The organism is Komagataeibacter europaeus LMG 18890 (genome assembly GCF_000285295.1).
Classification (GTDB): domain Bacteria; phylum Pseudomonadota; class Alphaproteobacteria; order Acetobacterales; family Acetobacteraceae; genus Komagataeibacter; species Komagataeibacter europaeus.
In genome coordinates, this window is sequence record NZ_CADP01000002.1 from 72,931 (window position 1) to 97,975 (window position 25,045).

General features: G+C 63.9%; 17 protein-coding genes. 11 read left to right on the forward strand and 6 right to left on the reverse strand.

Going from position 1 to position 25,045, the window contains the following annotated elements; genetic code table 11:
- The first annotated feature begins 2 nt into the window (after positions 1-2).
- From gltB to GEU01_RS25620, 11 genes are all read left to right on the forward strand, one after another.
- On the forward strand, positions 3-4,535 hold the full coding sequence (gltB, locus tag GEU01_RS01900) for a glutamate synthase large subunit (protein WP_019084720.1): 4,533 nt from the start codon (positions 3-5) through the stop codon (positions 4,533-4,535).
- A gap of 194 nt (positions 4,536-4,729) precedes the next feature.
- A complete protein-coding gene (locus tag GEU01_RS01905; protein ID WP_010507705.1) occupies positions 4,730-6,583 on the forward strand; it encodes a M3 family oligoendopeptidase in 1,854 nt (617 codons plus the stop codon).
- Positions 6,564-7,955, forward strand: a complete 1,392-nt coding sequence (locus tag GEU01_RS01910) for an ABC1 kinase family protein (protein WP_019084721.1) — start codon at positions 6,564-6,566, stop codon at positions 7,953-7,955. Before GEU01_RS01905 ends, GEU01_RS01910 begins: the two co-directional genes overlap by 20 nt.
- Positions 7,956-8,025: 70 nt before the next feature.
- The gene (gene uvrB, locus GEU01_RS01915; protein ID WP_010507701.1) at positions 8,026-10,272 is read left to right on the forward strand and encodes an excinuclease ABC subunit UvrB; all 2,247 of its coding nucleotides are present in this window, start codon (positions 8,026-8,028) and stop codon (positions 10,270-10,272) included.
- A 46-nt stretch (positions 10,273-10,318) separates the two neighbouring features.
- Entirely contained in the window at positions 10,319-11,215 is an 897-nt protein-coding gene (locus GEU01_RS01920; protein WP_019084722.1) for an aldose 1-epimerase, read from the forward strand.
- Positions 11,209-11,745, forward strand: a complete 537-nt coding sequence (greB, locus tag GEU01_RS01925; RefSeq protein ID WP_019084723.1) for a transcription elongation factor GreB — start codon at positions 11,209-11,211, stop codon at positions 11,743-11,745. Before GEU01_RS01920 ends, greB begins: the two co-directional genes overlap by 7 nt.
- Positions 11,746-11,857: 112 nt before the next feature.
- The gene (gene gshB / locus GEU01_RS01930) at positions 11,858-12,868 is read left to right on the forward strand and encodes a glutathione synthase (protein ID WP_026018415.1); all 1,011 of its coding nucleotides are present in this window, start codon (positions 11,858-11,860) and stop codon (positions 12,866-12,868) included.
- 224 nt (positions 12,869-13,092) lie between these two features.
- Positions 13,093-13,806: a class I SAM-dependent methyltransferase gene (locus GEU01_RS01940; protein WP_010507696.1), complete on the forward strand. Its 714-nt coding sequence runs from the start codon at positions 13,093-13,095 to the stop codon at positions 13,804-13,806.
- Positions 13,807-13,977: 171 nt separating this feature from the next.
- Positions 13,978-15,342 carry a cbb3-type cytochrome c oxidase subunit I gene (locus GEU01_RS01945; protein ID WP_026018416.1) on the forward strand — a complete coding sequence of 455 codons (1,365 nt, stop codon included), beginning with the start codon at positions 13,978-13,980 and terminating at the stop codon, positions 15,340-15,342.
- A 2-nt stretch (positions 15,343-15,344) separates the two neighbouring features.
- Entirely contained in the window at positions 15,345-16,304 is a 960-nt protein-coding gene (locus GEU01_RS01950) for a heme o synthase (RefSeq protein ID WP_019084726.1), read from the forward strand.
- Positions 16,305-16,339: 35 nt separating this feature from the next.
- On the forward strand, positions 16,340-16,486 hold the full coding sequence (locus GEU01_RS25620; RefSeq protein WP_010507692.1) for a hypothetical protein: 147 nt from the start codon (positions 16,340-16,342) through the stop codon (positions 16,484-16,486).
- 252 nt (positions 16,487-16,738) lie between these two features.
- Here the strand turns inward: GEU01_RS25620 and GEU01_RS01960 are convergent, their stop codons facing one another.
- The 6 genes from GEU01_RS01960 to GEU01_RS01985 form a co-directional block, all read right to left on the reverse strand.
- Positions 16,739-17,713, reverse strand: coding sequence for a Tim44 domain-containing protein (locus GEU01_RS01960; protein ID WP_019084728.1), 975 nt, complete (start codon positions 17,711-17,713; stop codon positions 16,739-16,741).
- A gap of 290 nt (positions 17,714-18,003) precedes the next feature.
- Entirely contained in the window at positions 18,004-19,344 is a 1,341-nt protein-coding gene (locus GEU01_RS01965) for a TldD/PmbA family protein (protein ID WP_019084729.1), read from the reverse strand.
- A complete protein-coding gene (locus GEU01_RS01970) occupies positions 19,341-20,606 on the reverse strand; it encodes a M16 family metallopeptidase (protein ID WP_019084730.1) in 1,266 nt (421 codons plus the stop codon). The genes GEU01_RS01965 and GEU01_RS01970 overlap by 4 nt, the downstream gene beginning before the upstream one ends.
- Before the next feature lie 79 nt (positions 20,607-20,685).
- Entirely contained in the window at positions 20,686-22,092 is a 1,407-nt protein-coding gene (gene thrC, locus GEU01_RS01975) for a threonine synthase (RefSeq protein ID WP_019084731.1), read from the reverse strand.
- A 77-nt stretch (positions 22,093-22,169) separates the two neighbouring features.
- Complete coding sequence (locus tag GEU01_RS01980) at positions 22,170-23,321, reverse strand: L-dopachrome tautomerase-related protein (RefSeq protein ID WP_019084732.1); 1,152 nt, start codon at positions 23,319-23,321, stop codon at positions 22,170-22,172.
- Between the two features lie 198 nt (positions 23,322-23,519).
- Positions 23,520-25,040: a carboxypeptidase M32 gene (locus GEU01_RS01985; RefSeq protein ID WP_019084733.1), complete on the reverse strand. Its 1,521-nt coding sequence runs from the start codon at positions 25,038-25,040 to the stop codon at positions 23,520-23,522.
- Positions 25,041-25,045 lie beyond the last annotated feature (5 nt).

Here is a 25,045-nt window from a genome sequence, read left to right on the forward strand (position 1 = left end):
GCATGATGGATCAGTTTGAAAACCAGTCCACCGATTTCGTTCAGGAATGGCAGGACAACGCGCAGGCCATTTCCGGCCTGTACAGCCCCGCCGATGAACATGACGCCTGTGGCGTGGGCATGGTCGCGGCCCTTGATGGCAAGCCGCGCCGCGACGTGGTGGAAGCCGGCATCGCGGCGCTGAAGGCGGTCTGGCACCGTGGCGCGGTCGATGCCGATGGCAAGACCGGCGACGGCGCGGGTATCCATGTCGAGATCCCGCAGGACTTCTTTGCCGACGCGATCCATGCCGGTGGCGCGGAAAGCGGTGTGGACAGCCAGATCGCGGTGGGCATGATCTTCCTGCCCAAGACCGATATCGCGGCACAGGAACGCTGCCGCCAGATCATTGAAAGCGAGATCCTGGCCTTCGGCTACAGCATCTATGGCTGGCGTCAGGTGCCCATCAACACCGACTGCATCGGGGAAAAGGCCAACGCCACCCGCCCCGAGATCGAGCAGATCCTGATCCGCAACCTGCCCGGCAGCACGGAAGACGAATTCGAGCGCGACCTGTATGTGATCCGCCGCAGGATCGAAAAAAGCGCGATCGCCAATCAGGTTGACCTGTATGTGTGTTCGCTGTCGTGCCGGTCGCTGATCTACAAGGGCATGTTCCTGGCCGAACACCTGACGGAATTCTATCCCGACCTGCTCGACCCGCGTTTCGTCAGCCGCTTCGCCATCTATCACCAGCGGTACTCGACCAACACCTTCCCGACATGGAAGCTGGCGCAGCCGTTCCGCAGGCTGGCCCATAATGGTGAGATCAACACCATTTCGGGCAACGTCAACTGGATGAAAAGCCACGAAACCCGTCTGGCCGATCCCATCCTCGATCCGTACATGGATGACCTCAAGCCCGTGGTGCAGGCGCAGGGGTCGGACACGGCGTGCTTTGACAACGTGTTCGAACTGCTGACCTTTGCCGGTCGTGACGCGCCCATGGCGCGGTGCCTCATGATCCCGGCAAGCGTTGGCGGCAATTCCGCCATGCCGCAGCGCCACAAGGACATGTATTCCTACTGCAACGCCGTGATGGAACCGTGGGACGGCCCGGCCGCCCTGTGCGCCACCGACGGGCGGTGGATGGTCGCGGGCCTTGACCGTAGCGGCCTGCGTCCCCTGCGCTACACCATTACCGAAGGCGGCCTGCTGATCGTAGGGTCCGAGACCGGCATGGTGAAGGTGCCCGAGGCCGAGATCGTCAGCCGTGGCCGTCTTGGCCCGGGGCAGTCGCTGGCGCTCGACCTCAAGACCGCGAAGCTGTACAGCAACGAGGAACTGCTTGATGAACTGTCCGGGCGGCAGGATTTTTCCGCCTGGGTCAAGCGCACGCAGGAAATCTCCAGCATTGTCCGCCCTGATGGCAGCGAACCCGTGCTGTATGACGCCGGGATGCTGCGCCGCCGGCAGCTGGCCGTTGGCCTGACGCTGGAAGACCTTGAAACCATCCTGCAGCCGATGGTGGAAAATGCGTCCGAAGCCATCGGGTCGATGGGGGATGATACGCCGCTGGCGGTGCTGTCCACCCGTTATCGCGGGCTTGCGCATTATTTCCGGCAGGCGTTCAGCCAGGTCACCAACCCGCCCATCGACAGCCTGCGTGAAACGCGGGTGATGAGCCTCGTGACCCGTCTGGGCAACCTTGGCAACATCCTGGAGGAAAACGAGAGCCAGTGCGACCTGCTCCAGCTTCCTTCCCCGGTGCTGACCACGGGTGAATTCCAGGCGCTGGTCGATTTCTGCGGCAGGAACGCCTGCATCATCGACTGTACCTTTCCCGCCGCCGACGGGGAGGCGGGCCTGCGCGCCGCCATCGCCCGGATCCGGGCCGAGGCCGAGGACCGCGTGCGTCAGGGCTGCACCCACGTATTCCTGACCGATGAACACCAGTCCGGTGATCGCGCCTATATCCCCATGATCCTGGCGACGGCGGCGGTGCATACGCATCTGGTGCGCCAGTCGCTGCGTACGTTCACCTCGCTCAATGTCCGTTCCGCCGGTGCGCTGGATGTGCATGCGATCGCGGTGACGATCGGGGTGGGGGCCACCACGGTCAACCCGTACCTGGCGCAGGAAAGCATTGCCGACCGCCAGCGTCGTGGCCTGTTCGGGAAGCTGACGCTGAGCGAATCGGTGGAGCGATACCGCAAGGCGGTCAACAAGGGCTTGCTGAAGATCATGTCCAAGATGGGTATTTCCATCGTGGCGTCGTATCGTGGCGGCTATAATTTCGAGGCCATCGGCCTGTCGCGTGCCCTGACGGCGGAATTCTTCCCCGGCATGCCCTCGCGCATTTCCGGCATCGGCCTGACCGGCATCGCGCGCAATGTCCTGAGCTTCCACCACAAGGCGTGGAACAGGCAGGTGGAAACGCTGTCTGTTGGCGGCCGCTACAAGCTGCGCCGCAGTGGCGAAGTGCATGCGTTTGACGGCAACCTGATCCACATGCTGCAGACGGCGGTCTCCACCGGCAGCTTCTCGGTCTATCAGCGTTATGCCGATGCGGTGCGTCGCCTGCCGCCGGTCGCCCTGCGTGACCTGCTGGACTTCCGTGGCGGGCGCACGGCCATTCCCGTGGAATCGGTCGAAAGCATCACGGAACTGCGCAAGCGCCTGATCGCGCCGGGCATCTCGCTGGGCGCGCTCAGCCCCGAGGCGCATGAAACGCTGTCCATCGCCATGAACCGCATCGGCGCCAAGTCCGATTCGGGTGAGGGCGGCGAAGACCCGGCCCGCGCGAAGCCGCGCCCCAATGGCGACAATGCGTCGTCCGCCATCAAGCAGATCGCGTCAGGCCGTTTTGGCGTGACCGCGCAGTATCTGAACGACTGCCGCGAGATCGAGATCAAGATGGCGCAGGGTGCGAAGCCCGGTGAGGGCGGGCAGCTGCCCGGCTTCAAGGTGACCGGCCTGATCGCAAAGCTGCGGCATGCGACGGAGGGCGTGACCCTGATCTCGCCCCCGCCGCATCACGACATCTACTCGATCGAGGATCTGGCCCAGCTGATCTACGACCTCAAGCAGATCAACCCCGAGGCCACCGTGACCGTGAAGCTGGTCGCCCGTTCGGGTATCGGCACGATTGCGGCCGGTGTGGCGAAGGCCAAGGCGGATGCTATCCTGATTTCGGGTCATTCCGGTGGCACCGGGGCCAGCCCGCAATCCTCGGTCAAGTATGCGGGCATGCCGTGGGAACTGGGACTGGCGGAGGCGCATCAGGTGCTGATGCTCAATCGCCTGCGCCACCGGGTGAAGCTGCGCACCGATGGCGGCCTGAAGACCGGCCGTGACGTGGTGATCGCCGCCATGCTGGGTGCGGAGGAATTCGGTATTGGCACGGCCAGTCTGGTGGCCATGGGCTGCATCATGGTGCGCCAGTGCCATTCCAACACCTGCCCCGTGGGCGTGTGCACGCAGGATGACGAACTGCGCCGCAAGTTCGAGGGCACGCCGGAGAAGGTCATCAACCTGTTCTCCTTCATTGCCGAGGACGTGCGCAACATCCTTGCCTCGCTGGGCTTCACCTCACTGAACGAGATCATCGGCCGCACAGACCTGCTGCATCAGGTGCTGCGCGGGGCCGACTATCTGGATGACCTTGACCTCAACTCGCTGCTGGCGCAGGCCGATCCCGGCCCCTATGGCCGCTATTGCACGCGTGAAGGCCGCAACGAGGTGCCCGAGACGCTGGATGCGCAGATGATCGCCGATGCGCGCCCGCTGTTCGATCATGGCGAGAAGATGCAGTTGCAGTACAACGTGCAGAACACGCATCGCGCGATCGGCACGCGCATCTCGTCCCTGATCGTGCGGCAGTTCGGCATGACCACGCTAGCGCCGGGGCACCTGACGGTGCGGCTGCGCGGTTCGGCGGGGCAGTCGCTGGGCGCGTTCGCGGTGCAGGGCCTCAAGCTCGAGGTGCTGGGCGATGCGAACGATTATGTCGGCAAGGGGCTGTCGGGGGCGACCATCGTGGTGCGGACCTCCCCATCTTCCAGCCTCGTGTCGAATGAAAACGCGATTGTCGGCAATACCGTCCTGTATGGCGCGACTGCTGGCGCGCTGTATGCGGCGGGGCAGGCGGGCGAACGCTTCGCGGTGCGTAACTCGGGTGCGACTGCGGTGGTCGAGGGCTGCGGGTCCAATGGTTGTGAATACATGACCGGCGGCACGGTGGTGATCCTGGGCGAGATTGGTGACAATTTCGGCGCGGGCTTCACCGGTGGCATGGCCTTTGTCTATGACGCCAGCGGCACGTTTGCCGAACGGGTGAACCCCGATACGGTCATGTGGTGCCGGGTGCAGGACCCGAAATGGGAAGCCATGCTGCGTGAACAGGTGGAAACCCATGCCCGCGAAACCGGCAGCCGCTATGCCGAACTGCTGCTGCATAACTGGGACAAGACCCTGCCGCGTTTCTGGCATGTCGTGCCTACGGAATATGCGCGCGTGATCGGGTTTGAAGCGCCCGCCATGGCGCGTGGCGCCTGAATGCAGGGCTGATTTCACTGTTGTCGTGCAGGGTGGGGCCGGGCAGGAATGTCCGGCCCCATCTGTATTCAGGGCAGAATATCGACGGGCTGGGTCGCGCGTCGCGCCGGGACGCACTAGATTCACGACATGGGAATCGCGTCGCAGGCGCATGTGCGCAGGCTTCGCCCGATCTGATGGTTGGTGCTCGATCTATGTCCAAAGCGTATTTTTCCGCCCCCCGGGCCGGTGCAGCCGGTCTTTCCCCCGTGCATGGGGATGCAGGCCAGTCATCAGGCGGCGCATCCGCACTGGCCGGGTTGCCGCGCTGGGACCTGTCGGACCTGTATGACGGGCCGGATTCGCCGCAGCTTGCGACCGACCTTGATCAGGCGGATGAGGACGCGCAGGCGTTCGCGCGCGCGTGGCAGGGGCGGCTGGCCAATGTGCCGGGTGGTGAACTGGCGCAGGCCATTGCCGAATACCAGCGTATTGACGAAGTGCTGGGTCGGGCGGGATCGTATGCGCAGCTTCTGTTCGCGGCCAATACATCGGATTCCGACGTGGCGCGGTTCGCGCAGTCGGTCAATGAACGGCTGACCGCCATTTCCACGCATCTCCTGTTCTTTACGCTGGAAATCAACCGCATTTCCGATGACGGGCTGTCCGCGCAGTTGAGCGACCCGGCGCTTGCGCACTGGGCGCCTTTCCTGCGTGACCTGCGGGTGTTCCGGCCCTACCAGCTGTCTGACGAGGTCGAGGCCGTCCTGCACGAAAAATCCGTCACGGGGGCCGCCGCGTGGAATCGCCTGTTTGACGAGACGATGGCCAGCCTGCGGGTGCGCGTGGGGGGCGAGGACACGACGCTGGGCAATGCGCTGGATACCATGTCCAGCCCTGATCGCACGGTGCGCGAACATGCCGCCCACGCCATTGGCGATGAACTGGGCCGCAACGTGAAGCTGTTTTCGCTGATCACGAACACGCTGGCCAAGGACAAGGCCATCGTGGACGGGCTGCGCCATTACCCGCGCCCGACTTCGGCGCGCAACTGCGCCAACATGGTCGAGGATGACGTGGTCGATGCGCTGGTGCAGGCCGTGACCGAGGCCTATCCCCGCCTGTCGCACCGTTATTATGCGCTCAAGGCCAAGTGGCTGGGGCTGGAAAAGTTGGAATACTGGGACCGTAACGCCCCGCTGACCACGCAGGATGAACCGCTGATCCCGTGGACGGAGGCGACAAAGCAGGTCATGGCCGCGTACGAAGGCTTCGACCCGCGCATGGGCACGGTGGCGAAGCAGTTTTTCGACCATGCCTGGATTGATGCGCCGCCGGTGCCGGGCAAGGCCTCGGGCGCGTTTGCCCACCCTACCGTGCCATCGGTGCATCCCTACCTGCTGCTGAATTATCGTGGGCGCACGCGCGACGTGATGACGCTGGCGCATGAACTGGGCCATGGCGTGCATCAGGTGCTGGCGGGAAAGCAGGGCTACCTTATGTCCAGCACGCCGCTGACACTGGCGGAAACCGCCAGCGTGTTTGGCGAAATGCTGACCTTCCGCGCACTGCTTGATGCCCAGACCGATCCCGCGCGCCGCAGGCTCATGCTGGCGGCCAAGGTGGAGGACATGCTCAACACCGTCGTGCGGCAGATCGCCTTCTACCGCTTCGAGATGCTGGTGCATGAGGAGCGCCGTCGCGGCGAACTGCTGCCCGCGCGCATTGGCGAAATCTGGCGCCAGACGCAGGTTGAAAGCCTGGGCCCCGCCTTCAACTTCACGCCAGATTACGATGTGTACTGGACCTACATCCCCCATTTCATCCATTCACCGTTCTATGTGTACGCCTATGCCTTTGGTGATTGCCTGGTAAACGCGCTATATGGGGTGTTCCGGTCCGGTCATCCGGGTTTTCAGGACAAGTACCTCGATATGCTGAAGGCAGGCGGGACGAAGCGGCACCGTGAACTGCTGGCCCCCTTCGGGCTGGACGCGGCGGACCCCGGTTTCTGGCAGAAGGGACTGGATGTGATCGCCGGATTTATTGATGAACTGGAGCGTGTCTGACGTGGCGGATGAACGGAATATCGATAATACCGGCCTGTTTGGTGAATTCCGCCGCATGGTGCGCACGTCCGGGACGGTCGGCGGCATCGCCGCGCGTATCGCCGGGCACAAGATGGGTTTCCGCTCCAACCAGTCCGTTCATGCCGAGGATCTGAAGAGTGTCCTTGGCGGGCTGAAGGGGCCGCTGATGAAGGGCGCGCAGCTTCTGTCCACCATTCCCGGCGTCCTGCCTGAGGAATATGCCAAGGAACTGGCGCAGCTTCAGGCCAATGCGCCGCCAATGGGCTGGAATTTCGTCCGCCGCCGCATGTCCGCCGAACTGGGGCCGAACTGGGAACGTAACTTCCGCTCCTTCAACCGGGAAGCCTCGGCTGCCGCAAGTCTGGGGCAGGTGCATCGCGCCGTGCTGCCCGACGGGCGCGAGGTTGCGTGCAAGCTGCAGTATCCGGACATGAAATCCACCGTCGAATCCGATCTCAAGCAGTTCCGCATGGCGGTGGGGCTGTTCTACAGGCTTGACAGCACGATCTGCCAGGATGACGTGCTGGAGGAACTGCAGGACCGGCTGTACGAGGAGCTGGACTACCTGCGTGAAGCCGCGAACATGCGGCTGTATCACCTTATGCTGGCGGAATTCGAGGACATCACCATTCCCCGGCCCGTGGATGCGCTGTGCACCGCGCGCCTTCTGACCATGGAATGGGTCAACGGGCGCGGCATCCAGAAAGTGCTGGACACCAACCCCACGCAGGAGGAGCGCAACCGCATGGCGCGCGCCCTGTTCCGCGCGTGGTATGCGCCGCTGTACCGGTATGGCGTCATTCATGGCGACCCGCACATGGGCAACTTCACCGTGCGTGACGACTACGGCATCAATCTGCTGGATTTCGGCGCGATCCGGATTTTCCCCTCCCGCTTCGTGCAGGGCATCATCGACCTGCACCGCGCGATCGAGACGGATGACGAGGAACTGGCGATGCATGCCTATGAGGCATGGGGCTTCACCAACCTGTCGCTTGATACGGTGCGTGTGCTGAACGAATGGGCGCGTTTCATCTATGGCCCGCTGCTGGATAACCGGGAACGGTTCATTCAGGAAGACAACGACCCGCAATATGGCCGTGCCGTGGCCGAACGCGTCTATAATGGCCTGAAGCGTACCGGCGGCGTGCAGCCACCGCGTGAATTCGTGCTGGTGGACCGGTCCGCCGTGGGGCTGGGCAGCGTGTTCCTGCGCCTGAAGGCCAAGGTGAACTGGCACGAACTGTTCCAGGAACTGGCAGGTGATTTCAATGAGGCCGCATTGGCCCGCAGGCAGGCCGAAGCCCTGCGCACCGCCCGGGTGCCGGCACCACTCGGATCACGGAACTGAGGGAAATGGGAACGCCCCGGTCGCACCGGCCTCTTGCGTCGGGGCGGTTGCGTCCCCACTGTCTGTAGCCATGGCAACAGCATCGCGCAGCAAGAAGAAAAAGACGACTGACATCGATCCGGCAGACATGCCTGTCCTGTTCCAGCCCGAACGTCAGCCCGCAAAACCCAAGACCAATAAATTCAGGGTCCATTCCCCCTATGAACCCGCGGGCGACCAGCCAACGGCCATTGCCGAACTGGTCGGCGGCGTGGAGGGGGGCGAACGTGATCAGGTCCTGCTGGGTGTTACCGGGTCGGGCAAGACCTTCACCATGGCCAAGATCATCGAGGCGACGCAGAAGCCGACCCTGGTGCTGGCCCCCAACAAGACACTCGCCGCCCAGCTTTATGCGGAAATGAAGCAGTTCTTTCCCGATAACGCGGTCGAGTATTTTGTCAGTTACTACGATTATTACCAGCCCGAGGCCTACGTGCCCCGGTCGGATACGTATATCGAAAAAGACAGCCAGATTAACGAACAGATCGACCGCATGCGCCATGCCGCGACACAGGCGCTGCTGGAACGCAATGATGTCATCATCGTGGCCTCGGTGTCGTGCATCTATGGTATCGGCTCGGTCGAGACCTATTCGCGCATGGTGGTCAAGCTGGAAGTCGGTGGCGAGATTGATCGCGACAGGCTGATCAAGGGACTGGTCGAACTGCAGTACCGCCGCAATGACGCGGCCTTCCAGCGTGGCACCTTCCGTGTGCGGGGCGAAACGATAGATGTCTTTCCCGTGCAGAACGAGGACAGGGCATGGCGCGTCAGCCTGTTTGGCGACGAGATTGACGAGATCATCGAATTCGACCCGCTGACGGGTGAAAAGACCGGCGACCTCGAATCCATCAGCATCTATGCCAACAGCCATTACGTCACCCCGCGGCCGACGCTGACGCAGGCGATGACGGGCATCAAGCAGGAACTGCGCGAGACGCTTGCCCGCTTCACCGAAGAGGGCAAGCTGCTGGAAGCCGAACGCCTGCAGCAGCGCACCACCTTCGACCTCGAGATGATCGAGACCACGGGCGTGTGCAAGGGGATCGAGAACTACTCACGCTATCTGTCCGGTCGCGCGCCGGGGGAGCCGCCGCCAACCCTGTTTGAATACCTGCCGGAGGACGCGCTGCTGATCGTGGATGAAAGCCACGTGACCGTGCCGCAGATTGGCGGGATGGAACGGGGGGACCATGCGCGTAAATCCGTGCTGGCGGAATTCGGCTTCCGCCTGCCGTCCTGCCTTGACAACCGGCCGCTGACCTTTGCCGAATGGGATTCCTACCGCCCCCAGACCGTGTTCGTCAGCGCCACCCCCGGCCCGTGGGAAATGCGGCGTGTGGACGGCGTGTTCGCCGAACAGGTGATCCGCCCGACCGGCCTGATCGATCCCGTCACCATTGTCCGCCCGGTCGAGCATCAGGTGGATGACCTGCTGGCCGAATGCCGCCAGACCATTGCCGATGGCGGGCGCGTGCTGGTCACGACCCTGACCAAGCGCATGGCCGAGGACCTGACCGAATACATGAATGAAGCAGGCATACGCGTGCGGTACCTGCATTCGGACGTGGATACGCTTGAACGTATCGAGATCATCCGTGACCTGCGGCTGGGCGCATTTGACGTGCTGATCGGCATCAACCTGCTGCGTGAGGGGCTGGATATCCCCGAATGTTCGCTGGTCGCCATTCTGGACGCGGACAAGGAAGGTTTCCTGCGCTCGCGCACGTCGCTGATCCAGACCATCGGTCGTGCCGCGCGTAACGTGGATGGCCGCGTGCTGCTGTATGCCGACAAGATGACCGACAGCCTTGCCTACGCCATCGAGGAAACCGCCCGCAGGCGCGAAAAGCAGAGCCTGTGGAACGAGGAACACGGCATAACCCCCCAGTCGGTGCGCAAGCATATTGGCGAGGCCATATCCTCGGTATTCGAACAGGATTACGTCACCGTCACGCCCACGGCGGATGGCAGCGTGCAGGAAATGGTGGGCAAGGACTACAAGGCCGCCATTGCCGATCTGGAAAAAAAGATGCGTGCGGCTTCGGCCGAACTGGAATTCGAGACGGCGGCCCGCCTGCGCGACGAAATCCGCAGGCTGGAGGCTCTCGAACTGGGTATGGAGCCACCACCCCTGCCGCAGTCCAGCGCGGGTCGTCCCGGTACCAGCCCGAAGGCCATAGCCCGGCGCAACCGTGGCCCGGTGCCGTTGGGTCCGGGTGGCGGTGGCTATGATCCCGATCAGGCGAAGGGAAGGGGAAAGCGGCGTGGACGATAGGACAGGCGGACAGCCCCGGCCCTGTACCGGGCAGCGGGAACGGAGCATGTCCCCCACGCTGGAACTGAACGCGGGCGGCATGCGCCTTGGCCTGCTGCCCGACCTTGGGGGCAGTATCGCGTTCTGGCACAACGGGGCGGGTATGGAATTCCTCCGTCCGGTCAGTGACCCGCATCTGGTGGCCCAGCACGGGCGCGCGGTTGCGGGTTATCCGCTGGTGCCGTTTTCCAACCGCGTGGCGGGTGACCATTTCCGTTTCGAAGGGGTGGACTATCATCTTGACCCCAGCTTCGCGGGGGAAAACTGCGCCATCCATGGCAACGGGTGGCAGCGGCGGTGGCGAATCGCGCTCCTGTCCGACAGCAGCGCGACCCTTGCCCTCGATCACACCCCGTCTGGCGCCTATGCGGGCCAGTGGCCGTTCAGCTATCGCGCCCAGCTACGCTATGACCTGCATGAAGCGGGGCTGTCGATCGGAATCCTGCTGGAAAACACCGATACGCGCGACCAGCCGGTAGGCATGGGGTTCCATCCCTATTTCCCCCGCCATTCAGGGCTGAAGATAGGGTTTGTCGCCAGCAGCGTATGGACCAACGGGCCGGACCATCTGCCGCTGCTGCGGATCCCGGCGGAAGGGGACTGCTCATTCGCCCACATGCGGGACGCGGGGCATGCGCCGATCGACAACTGCTATGCCGGGTGGTCGGGCAGCGCCTTCCTGCGCTGGCCACGGGCGGGATACGCCCTGACGGTGGAAGGCAGCCCGGAACTGTCCCACCTCGTGCTGTTTACCCCGCCGGGACTGCCCTATATCGGGCTTGAACCGGTCAGCAACATGAATGATGGCTTCAACCGCGGCACCATTGCCGATAGCGGCGTGCGCGTGCTGGCCCCCGGACAGGTGATGGAGGGGCATATCCGCATGACGGTGGCACGATGCTGAAAACCCGGCCGCAATCGGCCACGAAACAGGACGGTCCGGCAAAGGGCGGCCTGTCGTGCTATATTACGCCAGGCGGGATCGCCGCCATGCGCGATGAACTGAATGCCCTGCTGCGCGATGAACGCCCGAAGATCGTGGAAATCGTATCGTGGGCCGCGGGCAATGGCGACCGGTCGGAAAATGGGGATTACCAGTACGGCAAGCGCCGCCTGCGTGAAATTGACCGCCGCATCCGGTTCCTGACCAAACGCATCGATAACGCCGTTATTGTCGACCCGGCGGCCCAGCCGCAGCGTGACCGCGTGTTTTTTGGCGCGACGGTCACCTATGCCACTGAACGCGATGCAGAACGGACCGTTACCATCCTCGGCGTGGACGAGGCCGACATGGCGGCGGGGCAGGTCAGTCTTATCTCCCCCGTTGCAAGGGCGCTCATGCGCGCGGGCGTGGGCGATGAGGTCCGTCTGGTCACCCCGCGTGGCGAGGAAATGATCGAGGTCCTCGCCATTTCCTATCCATCCGCGTCATAAGAAGGGGGCTGGCCGTGGGGGCAAAGGCATATTATGACGTTTGTTCCCGGCTGGCCCCGATCCCTGGCGGCCGTCACGAACCGGTCCTGTTCCGCGTGGAGAAAACCCGCCCATGTCTCGCCCCCTGAAGGTTGCTGTCCAGATGGACCCGCTTGGCGGTGTCGATATCAATGGCGATTCCACCTTCGCCATGATGCTGGAGGCGCAGGCCCGGGGATACGAACTGTTTGTCTATCAGGTCGAGGCCCTGAGCCTGAGCGAGGGCCGGACTGCTGCACAGGGCGGTCAGCGCACCGACCGCGTCACCGCCCGCGCCCGTCCGGTCACGGTGCGGCGCAGGGCAGGCGACCATGCGACCTTCGGGCCGGAACAGGTCATCAACCTGGCCGACATGGACGTGGTGCTGATGCGCCAGGATCCGCCATTCGACATGGCCTATATCACCGCGACCCATATCCTTGAACATATCCACGGCATCGGGCCGGGCCGGGCGCTGGTGGTCAACAACCCCGCCGCCGTGCGTAATGCGCCGGAAAAGATCCTGGTCACGCATTACCCCGACCTCATGCCGCCCACGCTGGTGACATGGGATGTGAAGGCGATCCTGGAATTCCGCGCGAAGTGGCGTGACATCATCGTCAAGCCGCTGTTTGGCAACGGGGGGGCGGGTGTTTTCCGCATTCGGGAGGACGATCCCAACCTGAACGCCCTGCTGGAAATGCATTTTGCCCGGTCGCGGGAACCGCTGATGATCCAGCGTTACGAACCCGCCGTGCGCCGGGGGGACAAGCGCATCATCCTGGTTGACGGCGTGCCGGTGGGTGCGATCGACCGTATCCCGGCGGAAGGGGAGACGCGTTCGAACATGCATGTGGGCGGCAGGCCGGTGCGCGCGGAACTGACCGCGCGTGACCGGGAAATCTGTGATGCGATCGGTCCGATGCTGCGCGAACAGGGACTTATTTTTGTCGGAATCGACGTGATTGGTGAATGGTTGACCGAGATCAATGTCACCTCCCCGACCGGCCTGCAGGAAATCGACCGTTTTGACGGTATCAATACCGCGGGCCTGATATGGGATGCGATCGTGTCCCGTCTGGTCACGGGCGGCGTGGACGCGTAGGAATTGGAAAACGGTGTCCGTGGCAGGCACGATGGTCGTGGCTGTCGTGCCATGTGGCATGGCGTCGGGCAGGGATTACGGGCGGTTGCACGGGCTGGATGGCGCGTGGGCAGGTCAGGTGGAATTGTAATGCAGCAGAACGGGACGGATTTGATCATGGCGGATGCAGCACGGAAGCGGGGCGGATGCGCCGTCTTCCATGGCCTTGGCATGGGAGCAGCCTGATGAGTGACGTTCTGCATGATGAGGCTGCCGAGAAAGTCGTGGAAATACCTTCCCCCAAATCCGCGCTGGACGCGGCTGCGGTCAAGGCGGCGTACCGTCGCTGGGCCAGCGTGTATGACGCCGTATTCGGCAGCATTTCGGCCTTCGGGCGCAGGCGCGCGGTCGAAGCCGTCAATAGCCTGCCGGGTTCGCGGGTGCTGGAAGTGGGCGTGGGCACGGGCCTGGCGCTGCCGTACTACCGCAAGGACAAGCATATTACCGGCATCGACCTGTCCGGTGACATGCTGGAACGCGCACGCCTGCGCGTAAGGCGGCAGCACCTGTCCAATGTGGACGACCTGCTGGAAATGGATGCCGAGGCAACGAAGTTCGCCGATGGCACGTTCGATATCGCGGTGGCGATGTTCGTGGCATCCGTCGTGCCGCACCCGCGTGCGCTGCTGGCGGAACTCAAGCGCGTGGTCAGGCCGGGCGGGCATATCCTGTTCGTCAACCACTTCCTGGCGCAGGGTGGCGTGCGGCTGGCGGTTGAACGCGGCATGGCGCGGGCATCGCATTCACTGGGATGGCATCCCGATTTCGCCATTGAATCGCTGCTGCCGCCGGCTGACCTGCGCCGCGCGACGTTGCAGCCGGTGCCGCCCGCGGGACTGTTCACCCTGGTCACGCTGCCGCGTGAAGCGGATAGCTGCGCCAGTCCCATGGTGGCGTAAGCCCCGCAGGGGTTGCCAGCCCTGTCCATGTGACAGGGCTGAAATGACGATTGCGCGACCACAGGAGCGGCCCACAGGGTCGTTTTTGTGTATAAGGCGCGGTATATGATGAAATCATGGTAACGATTGGCCATGCCAGACACCGGCGCATGGCAGCAGGGAGTACATCGTATGCCCACAGGCACACAGTTCGGGGCAGATGCGGTGCGGGAGGCTGGCGGATCCTGTGGCTACAGGACGGTTGGCATGCTGTACCTCGTCATGGCGATCGTGGCTGGAATGGTCGGTGGCCTGCTGGCTGTTGGCCTTCAGGCCGGATTGCTGCCCCAGACGCTGACCGACGCATGGGCCGGGGGTGATATCGCCGGCGCCGCGGGGCGCATCGGTCGCCGCCATGGCATGATGATGGTGTTCTTCTGTGTGCTGCCCGCCCTGTCTGGCGGCTTCGGCAACTGGTTCGTGCCGCTGCTGCTGCGTGCCCGCGCGCTGGCTTTCCCGCGCATGGCGCTGGTGGGGTGGGGACTGGTCGCCGCCAGCTTCGTGGCTGTCCTGGCGGGGCTGTCCCCCGCTGTGCCCGCGCAGGTCTCGCTGCTGGCGCTGATGGCGTGGTGCCTTGGCATGCTGCTGCAGGCCATCAATATGGTGGCCACCGTCCTGAACATGGGGCCGATGGATCAGCGCCTGCGTGACATGCCCATATTCGTATGGGCGCAGGGCCTGACGGCCATGATGGCTGTCATGGTCATGCCGGTACTGGCGGGTGGGCTGACGCGCATCGTGCTGTCCGGTGGAGACATGTCCGGGCAGATTGACGGCTTGCTGCATGTTTTCGCCGGTCCTGAAATCGCGCTGCTGCTGCTGCCGTCCATCGGGATCGTGTCACAGGTCATTGAAACATTTTCCCGCGCGCCGCTGCAGATGCCGCGCGTGGTACTGGGTGCGCTGGTCGTGATGTCGGTCGGCGGTGGCTCGGTATGGGTGCATGACCTGCTGCATGGTGGCCTGGCGCATATGGCGGCCCCTGCGGTCAGTGTCCAGCTTGGGCTGATTGTCCTGCCGGTGCTGGCGGTTCTGCTGGCATGGGCGCGCACGGTCCGGGCGGGGCATGTGCAGGCCTCGGTTCCCATGGAATGGGGGGCAGGGTTCGTGGCGTTGCTGCTGGTGGGATCTGGCATGTCGCTGCTGCCCGGCGGCATGGCGAATGTGCATGCGGCAACGCTGTATGCCGCCATGTTCGCGCTGTTCGCCGGTTTTTATTACTGGATTGGCAAGATGCTGGGTCATGTCGCCCCGGTGGGTGCAAGTCGTGTCCATTTCGGGCTAACGGTAGGGGGAACGATGCTGTCGCTTATGGCGTTCCATGGTCTGCCTGGCGTCATGGGGGCGGTGCTGATGGGCCTGTCGGTCGTGGTGTTTGCCGGGATCGTGGTCCGCGTTGGCATGGAGCCCGGCACGTCACTGCCTGCCAATTACTGGGGACCGGGTGCGCGCACCCCTGAATGGCAGACGCCATCCCCCACGCGTGGAGATGCATGAGCATGAGTGGCGCCATCACAACGCCCGACGCGGCTGATACCGCCCCCATTACCTATGACGCCGCCCGCGTGGGTACGGAAGCCCGTGACTGGCTGGTGCTGCTCAAGCCGCGTGTCATCTCGCTGGTGGTGTTTACCGGGGCGGCGGGCCTGTATATGGCACCAGGGCCGATCAACCCGCTGGTGGCGGCTGTCAGCATCCTATGCATATGCATGGCTTCAGGTGCAGCGGGTGCGATCAACATGTGGTACGACCGCGATATCGACGCGGTGATGAAGCGTACGGTGACCCGTCCGATTCCCAACGGGCGCGTAAGTCCCGATGCGGCGCTGGGTTATGGGATCGGCCTGTCGGTGGCGTCCGTCATCCTGATGTGGCTGGCCACGAATGCCCTGGCTGCGGGCATCCTTGCGTTTTCCATTTTCTTCTATGCCGTCATCTACACCATGTGGCTGAAGCGTTCGACGCCGCAGAACATCGTGATCGGTGGGGCGGCGGGTGCGTTCCCGCCCATGATCGGGTGGGCTGCCGCCACTGGGTCGATGGCGGTGATGCCGGTGGTGATGTTCGGTATCATCTTCCTGTGGACGCCGCCGCATTTCTGGTCGCTGTCGCTGTATGCGTGCAAGGATTACGGTCGGGCCGGTATCCCTATGCTGCCGGTCGTGCGCGGGGCACGGCATACACGGTGGCAGATCCTGTGGTACACGATCATCCTGACCGCCGTGTCGCTGGTGCCGTCTTTCATGCATCTGGCTGGCTGGCTGTATACGGCTGTAGCCAGCGTGCTGGGCGCTGGGTTCATCTGCTGCGCCATCGGAGTGCTGCGTGACAGGCAGGATGCCAATGGTGTCAGCCTGACCGGCGATGGCCCGGCACGCCGCTCGTTCCGCTATTCGCTGGCTTACCTGTTTTTCCTGTTCCTTGGCCTGCTGGCCGACCATGCCTTTATCGCCCACTGATCGGGCAGTTTTTATCCATACGGGAGTTCGGGCAGATGGATCAGGCAACAGCGGTGCAGGTTACACCACAGATGGAAGCGCAGGAGGCAGCGCGTCGGCACAAGGGGCGCATTCGTGCCGTGGCGATTACGCTTTCGGCACTGGCAGCCATCCTGTATGCGCTCAGCCTTGCGCCTATATGAAGGCACGTTTCAAAATAACAGACTGATAAAAATGAAAGTTTCTGGTGAAGCTTTCTTGAAAAAAGCTTTGGCAAACGTCGCCTTTCCTGAAGGAAGGCAGTAGCCAGAATCTTCATTATGGTTTGCGGGACGTTTCATAATGGACGGGGCGTCAGTCTGCTTGCCTGCGTCCGCAGTCCGGTCATGACCGTCATAAAAAAGGCCCGCATCAGGTGATGCGGGCCTTTTCGCCTTCAGATCATGAACCGCAGGTCAGCGGCGTGGCGTCTGCTGGATGGCGGACAGCAGCCATGTACCCGTCCCGGCCGAACGGACAAACGTCCACAGTTCGGTTACGGTGGTGCGGTTGGCCGGATCGCCATCGATCACGCGGCCCGTCATGTCGGTGGTGATGTCGATCATGGAATACTGCATGGCGACGGTGGCGTAATCAAAGCCGTTTTCACGCCAGCTTTCCACCAGGTCACCACGCTCAAACCGGATATCCGACACCACGTTACGTGCGCCACGGCTGGCCAGATCGTTTAGCTGGCTGCTGAAGTAGGACACCATTTCCGGCGTGGCCATGTGCTGCATGGCCCCGACGTTCTGCTGGCTCCATGCCGTCTGGATATTGATCAGCGCCTGCTGGAACGCCTGGTAATCCGCTGCCGTAATGGCGACGCCCACCGGCTGCTGGCCACCACCCTGTGGCACCGGCCCCGCCGCCGGGCGCTGCATGCCGAAGGGTACGGCATTGCCGCCATTGGCGCGGCTGCCAGCAAAACGGCGGATGGCCCAGCGGACGATGAAGAAGACCAGCGCCAGCTGGATCAGCAGCCCAAGGAAACCGCTGCCCCCCATGCCGGAACCGAACATGCCGTGCCCGAACATCATGCCAAACAGGCCCGCGCCGATCAGGCCGCCCATGAAGCCATTCATGAACGGATGGCGGGGCCGCGCCATGGCCATGGCACCCGCGCCAAACGGCGCCTGCGCACCATAGCCGGGCGTGGGCTGCGGGCGGGGTGTCATGGTGCGCTGGAACGGGGTCGCGCCAAACGGGGCGGTCTGTGATGGCGCGGGCGCGCTGTAGGTGCGTGACCCACGGCTACCCATGGAGAAGCCACCACCCGCACGGGCGTCAGCCACATCGGGATGGGCCAGCAGCGGCAGCATGGTCAGGGCCGCGCTGGCAGCAAGGACGATGCTTTTACGCGGCATCTGGCGCGAAGAATTCTGTTTCATCTGGGTCAGGGTATCTGCAATCCTGTGTCGGAACCATCATTATCCTGTGGCCGCCATGATTTCGGGCCACTTGTTACAGATATAGGTAAGCCCGCGCGTCCATAACAGGGGCAACGGGCTTACAGACACATGAAATCACGGAAAGGGCAAGAGACTGCTGGAAACGTCAGTCCCGCAAGCATCCTGCAACCACAAGAAGGTTTTTGGCAAAGAATGCCGCCTTTTTGGAAAAGCGGCACCCAAAAACCTTTACCATTTTATCAACGAACTGTTTCCAGGCAGTCTTTGGCTTATGAACCCGCAATAACCATGTCATCGATACGGATGGTCGGTGCATTGGTGGACTGGCGGAAGACCAGGTCACTGGCAGGTACCAGCCGGGCAAACATGTCATTCAGGTTGCCCGCGACCGTCAGTTCCGACACCGGTTCCGCCAGCACGCCATCGCGGATCATGAAGCCCGCGGCCCCGCGGCTGTAATCGCCGGTAATGCCATTGATGGCGGATCCCATCATCTCGGTTATGTAAATTCCTTCCTTTATGTCCGCCATCAGGGCTGCGGGCGTAAGGCTGCCCGGTTGCATGAACATGTTGCCAAGCGACGGCGCGGGCGGTCCCGACGTGCCCCGGCTGGCGCAGCCATTGGGCTTCAGCCCCAGCTGCCGAGCGGTGCGGGAGTCGAGCGCCCATGTCTTCAGCACGCCATCTTCCACCAGCGTGCGCGTGGCGGTCAGCATGCCCTCGCCATCGAACGGACGCGCGCCGGGGCCACGCACGCGGCGCGGGTCGTCAATGATGGTGATGCCGGCAGGCATGATGCGGCTGTCCATCTTTTCCTTGAGGAAGGAAGTGCCACGCGCGATGGCGATGCCATTGATCGCCCCCGACAGGTGGCCGAGCATGCTGGTGGAAACGCGCGGGTCCAGCACGATGGGCATGCGCCCCGTGCGCGGACGCACCGGGTTCAGGCGCGCGACCGTGCGTTCCCCCGCACGGTGGCCGATCAGGCCAGCATCCTCAAGGTCGGACAGGTGAACGGCGGAATGGTAGTCGTAATCCCGCTCCATCTTCGTGCCGCTGCCCGCAACCGCGCTGGCGGAGACGGAATGGCTGGTCCGCGCATACCGCCCCGAAAACCCGGCCGAGGTCATGAGGATGATGTCCGACAGCCCGAAGCTTGCGGATGCCCCGTTGCTGTTGGTGATGCCCGTTACCGCCAGCGCCGCTTCTTCCGCCACGCGCGCACGGGCCACGAGGTCGGTGGTGGGTAATTCGGTCGGGTCGAACAGGTCCAGGCCGGCAGCATCGGTAAAGCTGGTCGCGGCCTCGGCGCATAGTCCGGCAAAGCGGTCCTCGGGCACCACGCGGGCCATGGCGACGGCCCGTTCGGCCAGCGCGTCAAAGCGTTCGGGATCCAGCGCCGTGGCCGAGACAATGGCCGAACGCTGCCCCACGAACACCCGCAGGCCAAGATCGCAGGTCTCGGATCGTTCGAGGTCCTCGGTCTGGCCATTGCGTACCTGCGCGCCATGGGCGACGCGGGTGGCGTAGATCGCATCCGCCGCATCGGCCCCTGCAGTACGGGCGCGGGTGATGAGGGTGGAGATCAGGTCGAGTGGGTCGGTACTCATGCTGCCAGCGCCCCGGTAATGCTGTCGAGGGAAGGAATATGGCTGACCGGCCCGAGGGAGGCGAGGGTCGGCCTGCCGCTGAAGATGCGTGTTGCGACACGCTGCACGTCGGCAATGGTCACGGCGTCGATCCGGCGCACGGTCTCCGCCGTCGGGATCAGGCGACCGAAGACCTGTAGCTGCCGGGCCAGCTGTTCGCACCGGCTGCCCGTGCTTTCCAGTGACATGAGCAGGGAGGATTTGAGCTGCGCCCGCGCACGCGCCAGTTCGGCGTCCGTCACCGTGTGACGCACCTTGCGCAGTTCCTCCAGCGTGACCGGCATCAGATCGGCCACCTGTGCCTCCCCCGTGCCGGCATAGATGCCGAACAGGCCACCCTGACGGAAGGGCGCGTTGAAGGAATAGACGGAATAGACCAACCCCCGCTTTTCACGGATTTCCTGAAACAGCCGCGACGACATGCCACCGCCCAGCAGCGTGGACAGCAGCAGGGCCGGGTAATAATCTGGGTCGCCATAGGGCATGGACGGAAAGCCCAGCACGATATGGGCCTGATCCAGTTCGCGTTCGCGGGTAAACGCGCCGCCCACGTAATTGACGGCGGGCTGCGGCGGGACCGTGCCGGTGGGCAGGTCGGCGAAATGCTGCTGCACCAGGTCCACCACGCGGGCGTGTTCCAGGTTGCCGGCAGCCGCGATGATGGTGTTGCCCGCCCGGTAATGGGTGCCCATGTAGTTGACCAGCGTTGCGCGCGACATGGTCTGGATGCCCGCTTCGGTGCCCAGTGTGGGACGACCCATCGGCTGGTCGGGAAAGGCGGTTTCCTGGAAATGGTCGAACACGATGTCATCGGGGGTGTCGTTCGCCTGCCCGATTTCCTGCAGGATCACGCCACGTTCGCGCTCCAGTTCATCGGGGGCGAGGGTGCTGTGGGTCAGGATGTCACCGATGATATCCGCGCCCAGCGACAGGTTTTCCTTCAGCAGCTTGACGTAATACGCCGTGTGCTCACGCGCGGTGTAGGCGTTGATATGGCCGCCCACGTTCTCGATTTCCTCGGCAATGCCCACGGCGGTGCGGGTGCCGGTGCCCTTGAACGCCATGTGTTCCAGAAAGTGGGATACCCCGTTTTCGGGCGCGGTTTCATTGCAGGTGCCTGCGGCGACATACGCCCCGAGGGACACGGTCTCCACCCGGTCCATCCGTTCGGTCACGATGGTCAGGCCGGAATCCAGTCGGGTCACATTGATCAGGTCGGTCATGCTGGTCCTGCGGGCGACGTGGCGCATCATGGCCCCACGCCGCCCCTTGCTTGCGTAAGATGGAAAAAGGGTAGGGAGATCAGCCCGCTTTGCTGTTGGACAGGACGGCCGCGCGCACCCTGTCCTCGATCACGTTCAGGTCGGCCGGCACCACGCTGTACCGCTCGGGCCGGTCATACAGGTCGGCCAGTGACGCGGGCAGGGCAGGGCGGATGCCGGTCGCCTGCGCCATGGCATCGGGGAACTTGGCCGGGTGGGCGGTGGACATGGCCACCATGGGAATCCCCGGTTCACGGAAGGCGCGACCGGCTGCGATGCCGATCGCGGTATGCGGGTCGGCAAGATAGTGGCTGCGGGTGTTCAGCGTGCGGATTTCCGCTTCCGTCGCGGCATCATCCAGCGAAATACCATGGAACAGCGCATTGGCGCGGTCCCAGACCGGGGTTGCGACCTTCATCACGCCGGTCTTGCGGAACTCGGTCATGATGCGCGCGCATTCGGCGGCGTTGCGGTCCAGCAGTTCGAACAGAAGGCGTTCGAAGTTGGACGAGACCTGAATATCCATCGACGGTGACAGGCTGGGCACCACGCCGTGGATGCTCATGTCGTTTTCATTCAGGAAGCGCGAGAGGATGTCATTGCGGTTGGAGCCCACGCACAGCGCGCGGATGGGCAGGCCCATGCGGCGTGCCACCCATGCGGCCAGCACATTGCCGAAATTGCCGGTGGGCACGGCGAACGAAACCTCGCGGTCCGGCGCGCCCAGCGCAAGTGCTGCATAGACATAATACGGCACCTGGGCCGCGATACGCGCCCAGTTGATGGAATTGACCGCGGATAGGTGCATGTCGGTGCGGAAGGGCCCATCGGCGAACATCGCCTTGACCAGGTCCTGGCAGTCGTCAAACGTCCCCTGCACCGCAAGGTTGGTCACGTTGGGTTCCAGCACGGTGGTCATCTGCCGGCGCTGCACTTCCGACGTGCGGCCCTCGGGGTGCAGGATCACCACGTTCAGGCGCTCACGGCCCCGGCATGCCTCGATCGCGGCCGACCCGGTATCGCCCGAGGTCGCGCCCACGATGGTGACCTTCTCGTCGCGTTCGTTCAGCACATGGTCGAACAGGCGGCCAAGCAGCTGCATGGCCATGTCCTTGAACGCCAGCGTCGGCCCGTGGAACAGTTCCTGCACGAACAGCCCGTCTTCCACCTGTGTCAGCGGGACGATGGCCGGGTGGTCGAATCGGCTGTAGGCGTCGCGGCACAGCTTCAGCAGCACGTCATGCGTGATCGACCCTTCGGCAAAGGGGGCGATGATGCGGGCGGCAAGTTCCGGATAGGGCAGGCCACGCAGGTCACGCCACTGGGCCACCGACAGTTCAGGCCAGCTTTCGGGCAGGTACAGGCCACCGTCCTCTGCCAGCCCCGCCAGCAGAACGGACGAAAAATCGCGGACGGGGGCGTTCCCCCGGGTAGAAATATAGCGCATTGCACCATCATAATCCCAACCGCCCCCCGCGCGAAGGGGGCGGATGCGACGCGCGATGCAATTCCGCGCGTGGTGTGTCAGAATTTCGGCGGCGGCAGGCTGCCGATATTGATGCGGTAGATATGGACCGGCCACTGGATGGCGTTGTGCCCGCCATTCAGCGGTGCGGTACGGTCAAGCTGGGATGCGGGGACATAAAGCTGCCCGTCCCTGGTCGCGAACGACCCGCCGGGCCAGTGCAGGCGCGGGTCGGTTACGATTTTCTGGTAAACCCGGTCGGGCATCAGGCGGAAGATGCTGCCGGTGGACACGTCATTGAAATACAGCGTGCCATCCGGCCCGGCCGTGATGCCACCCAGCGGTGGCGTCTTGTACCACAGGGTGGGGCCTTCCTCCAGTTCGATGGGGGTGACCTTGGGGTCCACCAGCAGGTCGGTATCCAGCTTGTAGACGGGACCGCAGAGCGGCTCGAAATACAGCCACTGCCCATCGGCGCTTATGTCCATCTGGCTGATATTGATGATGGCGGTGTGGCCTGCCGGGTTGGTCGCCACCTTGCCGTCAACCGTAATGGGCTGGTGCGCGGTCAGGGCCGGGGTGTGTTCCATGAGGCGGCGCTGGATGTTGGTGTCCAGCCGGACCACGATCATGGCCGGGATGCCGGAATCCCCGATGAAGGCATGCCCGCGCGCAATGCGCATGGTGGCGGCGTAGCTGCCCGCACGCAGCATGCCGGGATTGAGCGGCCATGTCTGCATGACCTGGCCGGTATGGCTGTCGATCTTCACGATCTTGGGGCCGCCGTCCACCGGTTTGCCCGCGTGGTCTGGCTGTCCGCTATCGAGTACCCACAGCGTGCCATCGGGCTGGAGCTGTATGTCGGACGGGGCGACCAGCCGGCTTGCCGCAGGCGTGGCGGGGTCGTTCCATGAATTGTCGGGATAGGGATGAGGCGTATTGTCCCCGTCCACCAGCGCCAGCCCCGGCCCGGTATTGCCCGCCCAGCGCGGCAGTTCCACCAGCAGCCGCCCGTCGGGCAGCACGACCACCCGGTCCCATGCGGCGGTCGAGGATGAGGCCACTTCCTCCAGCGCCGCGGGCGGGTTGAGCGGCGGCGCGGGTTTGGCGGCATGGGCGGCATGACCCGCGCCCAGCAGGCAGGTGCCGCAGGCAAGGAGAAAACCCGCGGAACGCAGGCGACGGATGGCAGATGGAGATTTCGCGTACATCGCGCGTTATCTCGTCACGAACCGCAGCGATTGGCAAGGGGGACATGCGGCATGTCCGCCCTGTCGTACAGGACTGTTTTGGAAAGGCGGCCCGCCAGGGAAGTTTCTGGCGAAGCTTTTTTCAAAAAGCTTCGGAGAATGCCGCCTTTTTGGAAAAAGGTGGCACCCGGAAACTTCTGTTATCTTTTGATCAATATTTCAGGCCAGCGCACAGTAGCGCTGGCGCAGGTGCCGCAGGTATGGCCCCGTATTGGGCACCGCCCCCGTGGCGTCGCGCACGATCTCGCTGGTGGATGCACCACTGCCACGGGCATGGATACGCGGGCGCAGCCACGCCAGCAGGGGCGCGAAATCGCCTTTGCCGATGCCGGGCATGATGGTGGGGTCATCACGCTCCGCCGCCGCGCGCAGTTGCGCCGCGATCACGGCGCCCAGCGTATAGGTGGGGAAATAGCCCCATGCGCCCGATGGCCAGTGGATATCCTGCAGGCAGCCCAGCCGGTCTTCGGGCACTTTCAGGCCCAGCAGGTCATGGATGCGGGCGTTGAAGGCTTCCGGCAGGTCGGACAGCTTCATTTTCCCTGCGATCAGCGCGGTTTCCATTTCGTAACGCACAAGGATATGCGCGGGGTACGTGACCTCATCGGCGTCCACGCGGATGAAGCCGGGGCGCACGCGGGTGACCAGGCGGTGCAGGTTGTTCGCCTGCCAGGCGGGATCGGTATCAGTCCCCCCGAACGCACCGCGCAGGCGCGGTGCCATCCAGTCCATGAAGGGCTGTGAACGCGCGACCTGCATTTCCATAAGCAGGGACTGGCTTTCATGCAGGCTCATGCCGCGCGCCTCCCCCACGGGCTGGGCGCGCCATTCGCGTGGCAGGCCCTGTTCATACAGCGCGTGCCCGGTTTCATGCACGATGCCCATCAGCGCGTTGATGCAGTCCTGCTCCTCATACCGGGTGGTGATGCGCACATCATCCTCCGCCCCGCCGCAGAAGGGATGCAGGCTGACATCCAGCCGCCCGCGCTGCATGTCGAACCCCAGCGCGCGCATGGTCTCGTGGCCCAGTCGCGCCTGCGCGGGCACATCGAACGGGCCGGAAAGGGGCACGGTGGCGGGTAGCGTGGCCTGATGCGCCAGCGCCGTGCGGATCAGGTCGGGCAGTTCGCTGGCCAGTTCGGCAAAGACCGGGTCGATATCCGCCTGTCGTGTACCCGCGTCATACTGGTCCAGCAGCGCGTCATAGGGCGAAAGGCCAAGGGCCTGCGCCTTGGCCGCCGCAATTTCGCGGGTAAGGGACAGCACGGTTTCCAGTTCCGGCAGCAGGCTGGCGAAATCACTGTTCTGCCGTGCGGTGCGCCATGTCATTTCGCAACGCGAGGACGCACGCGACATCGCCTCCACCAGATCCGACGGCACGGCGGCGGCATGGGCATGCTGGCGGCGCATTTCATGCAGGTTGGCCCGCGCCATGGCGTCATCGGGGGCCTGCGCGCGGGCCAGAAGGTCGCCCATGTCCGGCGCGGTCATGAGTTCATGTGACAGGACGGCCAGGGTCGCGATGCTCTCGGCGCGGCTGTCGCTGGCCCCGGTCGGCATCATGGTGTCCTTGTCCCAGCCGAGGATTCCCAGTGCATTGCGGATATGCCCCATGCGGGCAAAACGCTGCCGCAGCGTGTCATGGGCCTGCTGGCCGGCCATGCCGGAGGGAATGTTCATGCGGG

What these genes read in the sequence shown, in the direction of transcription:
- gltB (WP_019084720.1), top strand. Translation starts at nt 3, where the DNA reads ATGATGGATCAGTTTGAAAACCAGTCCACCGATTTCGTTCAGGAATGG.
- GEU01_RS01905 (WP_010507705.1), top strand. Translation starts at nt 4,730, where the DNA reads ATGTCCAAAGCGTATTTTTCCGCCCCCCGGGCCGGTGCAGCCGGTCTT.
- GEU01_RS01910 (WP_019084721.1), top strand. Translation starts at nt 6,564, where the DNA reads ATGAACTGGAGCGTGTCTGACGTGGCGGATGAACGGAATATCGATAAT.
- uvrB (WP_010507701.1), top strand. Translation starts at nt 8,026, where the DNA reads ATGGCAACAGCATCGCGCAGCAAGAAGAAAAAGACGACTGACATCGAT.
- GEU01_RS01920 (WP_019084722.1), top strand. Translation starts at nt 10,319, where the DNA reads ATGTCCCCCACGCTGGAACTGAACGCGGGCGGCATGCGCCTTGGCCTG.
- greB (WP_019084723.1), top strand. Translation starts at nt 11,209, where the DNA reads ATGCTGAAAACCCGGCCGCAATCGGCCACGAAACAGGACGGTCCGGCA.
- gshB (WP_026018415.1), top strand. Translation starts at nt 11,858, where the DNA reads ATGTCTCGCCCCCTGAAGGTTGCTGTCCAGATGGACCCGCTTGGCGGT.
- GEU01_RS01940 (WP_010507696.1), top strand. Translation starts at nt 13,093, where the DNA reads ATGAGTGACGTTCTGCATGATGAGGCTGCCGAGAAAGTCGTGGAAATA.
- GEU01_RS01945 (WP_026018416.1), top strand. Translation starts at nt 13,978, where the DNA reads ATGCCCACAGGCACACAGTTCGGGGCAGATGCGGTGCGGGAGGCTGGC.
- GEU01_RS01950 (WP_019084726.1), top strand. Translation starts at nt 15,345, where the DNA reads ATGAGTGGCGCCATCACAACGCCCGACGCGGCTGATACCGCCCCCATT.
- GEU01_RS25620 (WP_010507692.1), top strand. Translation starts at nt 16,340, where the DNA reads ATGGATCAGGCAACAGCGGTGCAGGTTACACCACAGATGGAAGCGCAG.
- GEU01_RS01960 (WP_019084728.1), bottom strand. Translation starts at nt 17,713, where the DNA reads ATGAAACAGAATTCTTCGCGCCAGATGCCGCGTAAAAGCATCGTCCTT.
- GEU01_RS01965 (WP_019084729.1), bottom strand. Translation starts at nt 19,344, where the DNA reads ATGAGTACCGACCCACTCGACCTGATCTCCACCCTCATCACCCGCGCC.
- GEU01_RS01970 (WP_019084730.1), bottom strand. Translation starts at nt 20,606, where the DNA reads ATGACCGACCTGATCAATGTGACCCGACTGGATTCCGGCCTGACCATC.
- thrC (WP_019084731.1), bottom strand. Translation starts at nt 22,092, where the DNA reads ATGCGCTATATTTCTACCCGGGGGAACGCCCCCGTCCGCGATTTTTCG.
- GEU01_RS01980 (WP_019084732.1), bottom strand. Translation starts at nt 23,321, where the DNA reads ATGTACGCGAAATCTCCATCTGCCATCCGTCGCCTGCGTTCCGCGGGT.
- GEU01_RS01985 (WP_019084733.1), bottom strand. Translation starts at nt 25,040, where the DNA reads ATGAACATTCCCTCCGGCATGGCCGGCCAGCAGGCCCATGACACGCTG.